The 2772-nt window shown below is 64.1% G+C and carries 3 protein-coding genes and 1 tRNA gene; 3 read left to right on the top strand and 1 reads right to left on the bottom strand.

The annotated features are described in order from the left end of the window. Positions 1–90 precede the first annotated feature (90 nt). A tRNA-His gene (locus tag WEB61_RS09665) sits at positions 91–167 on the top strand. Between the two features lie 4 nt (positions 168–171). Here WEB61_RS09665 and WEB61_RS09660 read toward each other — a convergent pair. Further along, a complete protein-coding gene (locus WEB61_RS09660; protein WP_368064130.1) occupies positions 172–705 on the bottom strand; it encodes a PAS domain-containing protein in 534 nt (177 codons plus the stop codon). Between the two features lie 173 nt (positions 706–878). Between WEB61_RS09660 and WEB61_RS09655 the strand changes: the two genes are divergently transcribed. Further along, complete coding sequence (locus tag WEB61_RS09655) at positions 879–1544, top strand: glutathione S-transferase family protein (protein ID WP_368064129.1); 666 nt, start codon at positions 879–881, stop codon at positions 1542–1544. A 104-nt stretch (positions 1545–1648) separates the two neighbouring features. Next, a partial coding sequence (locus WEB61_RS09650) for an AMP-binding protein (protein ID WP_368064128.1) occupies positions 1649–2772 on the top strand: 1124 nt, incomplete at its 3' end.

Below are 2772 nucleotides of genomic sequence, written 5' to 3'. Positions count from 1 at the left end.
GCCTTTCTCGGCCCTTGTCATCGGCGTGGCGGCGAATTAAGTTCCCGGCCAATCGCGGGCGGCCTTTTTGGGGCGCCTCCGCTTGATTGTGCAGCCGTAGCTCAGCTGGTTAGAGCGCTAGATTGTGGATCTAGAGGTCCCCCGTTCGATCCGGGGCGGCTGTACCATCCTTCATTCTTCTCTCGGCACGACGAAGATCGCGCCCAGAATCTGCCCGATCTCCTCGCCACCGGTTGTGACCGGCAGCAGGAGGACGTGCATCTCGAGAGGCCCCTCGCCTTCGGTTCGGGCCACCGGCGTCTTCAGCGAGAGCGGGCCGCCGAGTTGCAGCACCGCGCGCATCGTCTCGGACCAGCGCGTCCGCATCACCTCGTCCGTGAGCTTCGAGTCGGGCGCCGCCTTCATTTCCGAAAATTTTTCGCCCTTTCTGTCGAAGCCCGTTATCTTGAAAAGTTCCTCGCCGAACAGGCGGAACCGGAAATCGGCGCCGCCATCGAGCACCTCGACGATGCCGATATGGGGCAGCAGCCGCCGGAATTCCTCCGGTCGGATATCCGCCCGGTCCGGATATGCGCGCGTGCCGCGTTTCGACTCCCAATAGGCAAGAAGATGGCGCAGCTCCGGAAGCACCGGCGCGTCGAGCAGGGTGACGGTCGCCTTCTCATCGGGCGATCGCGCGATCTCTTCTGAGATGAATGAGGACACGGGCCTCCTCCTGGCGGAAATGCGCCTTCCCTCATTCTGCCACGCGAAGGTTAACGGAATCTGCCTGCACCGGCCTTGCGCCGGCTGTCGTGGCGGTGTTTGCTGCCGCCACTCACGCACCCCGGAACCATGATATGCCCGCTGCATGGCGGGCCGGACGGAAGGAAACCCCCATGACTTTGACCGTTTACGGCGCAAGCCTTTCGCCCTTTGTTCGCAAGGTCCGCGTGTTCCTGGCTGAAAAGGGTCAGGACTACACACTGGAGCAGGTCAACATCTTCCCGCCGCCGGACTGGTTCGCCGAAATCTCGCCGCTGAAGCGTATCCCGGTGTTGCGCGACGACAGCGTCGGCGCGGACGCGACGCTGCCCGACAGCTCGGCGATCTGCGGCTATCTTGAGCGCAAGTTCCCCGCGCCCACGCTCTATCCGGCCGAGGCCTTCGCCTGCGGCAAGGCGCTCTGGTACGAGGAATATGCGGATTCCGATCTCGCCGGCAGCATCGGCATGGGTGTCTTCCGCCCGATGGTCGTCAATCGCCTGATGGGCAGGGAGCCCGACAAGGCGGCGGCCGAAAAAACCAACGCGGAAAAGCTGCCGGTGAACTTCGCCTGGCTCGAAAAGGAAATCGGCACGCGCGACTTTCTATGTGGAGGGGCTTTCAGTATTGCCGACATTTCGGTGGCGACGCATTTCGTCAACTACGCCCATGCGGGCTTCGCGCCCGACGCCGCGGCCTTTCCCAATCTGAGCCGCTATCTGAAGGCGATCCTCGCCCGGCCGGCCTTTGCCGCCTGCATCGCCGAGGAAACGGCTCTTCTGAAGAAATTCGGCCTTTGAAACCGGCCCCATATGCCGCGCCTTCAAATCCGCCTTCAAACCGGGTATCTCTAGGCCAACAAAAACACAGCTAGGCGCGTTGCCGCGCTTGAGGGAGGAAGACTATGGCCGACAGCGCCGCCAAATGGCCCGCCATGACCATCGAGGAAGCACACGCCTTCCTGACCGCGCCGGGTTCGCCGTTCGAAATGGAAACGGTCGACATTCGCGGCAACAGGATTCGCGCCTACAAGAACACGCCGCCGAGCTTGCGCGCCATCCTCGATCTCGGTCGTGCCTGGGGCGAACGCGAATTCATCATCTATGAGAACGAACGCCTCTCCTACGAAAACCACTACCGGGCCGCCACCGCCTTCGGCCGCGTGCTGACGGAGAAGTACGGCGTGAAGAAGGGCGACCGCGTCGCGCTCATCATGCGCAATTTCCCCGAATGGTCGGTCGTCTTCTGGGCGGTTGCCGCCATCGGCGGCGTCATCGTGCCGTTGAACGCCTGGGGCACGGGCCCCGAACTGGAATATGGCGTTTCGGATTCAGGCTCGAAAGTCCTCATCGTCGATCACGAACGCCTCGACCGCATTCGTCCGCATCTGAAGGCGCTGGGGCTCGACGGCCTCGTCGCGGTGCGCACGCCGGCCGACGAGCTGGGCGTGGCGGAAGCGTTCGAAACGTTGGTCGCAACGCCGGACGGCTATGCGGCGCTGCCGGCCGACGCGCTGCCCGATCCCGGCATGCATCCCGACGACGACGCGACGATCTTTTATACCTCGGGCACGACCGGCAAGCCGAAAGGCGCGCTGGGGTCGCAGCGCAACATCTGCACCAACCTGATGAATGCAATGCTGGGCGGTGCGCGCGCCTTCATGCGCCGCGGCGAAATCCCGCCCGCACCCGATCCGGCGGCGCCGCCCCGCGTGATGCTGCTCTCGGTGCCGCTTTTCCACGTGACGGGCTGCCACTCGATCCTCGTCGGGACCTATGCGAGCGGCGGCAAGCTCGTCATCATGCACAAGTGGAATCCGGAACACGCGCTTGAGCTTATCGAGCGCGAGGGGGTCACCGCCTTCGGCGGCGTGCCCGCGATGGTCTGGCAGGTGCTCGAGTCGCCGGACTTCGCCACGCGCGATACCTCGACCGTCGAGTCGATCGGCTATGGCGGCGCGCCGTCCGCCCCCGATCTCGTCGCGCGCATCAAGAAGCAGTTCCCGAACTGCCATCCCTCGAACGGCTA

Origin of the sequence: Parvibaculum sp. (assembly GCF_040882025.1) — a bacterium.
GTDB lineage: Bacteria > Pseudomonadota > Alphaproteobacteria > Parvibaculales > Parvibaculaceae > Parvibaculum.
Note: the sequence above shows the minus strand (reverse complement) of the source record. Positions and strands in the feature narration are given on the sequence as shown.

Excerpts from the sequence above, each read along its gene's own strand:
- WEB61_RS09655 (WP_368064129.1), top strand. The coding sequence starts at position 879 with ATGACTTTGACCGTTTACGGCGCAAGCCTTTCGCCCTTTGTTCGCAAG.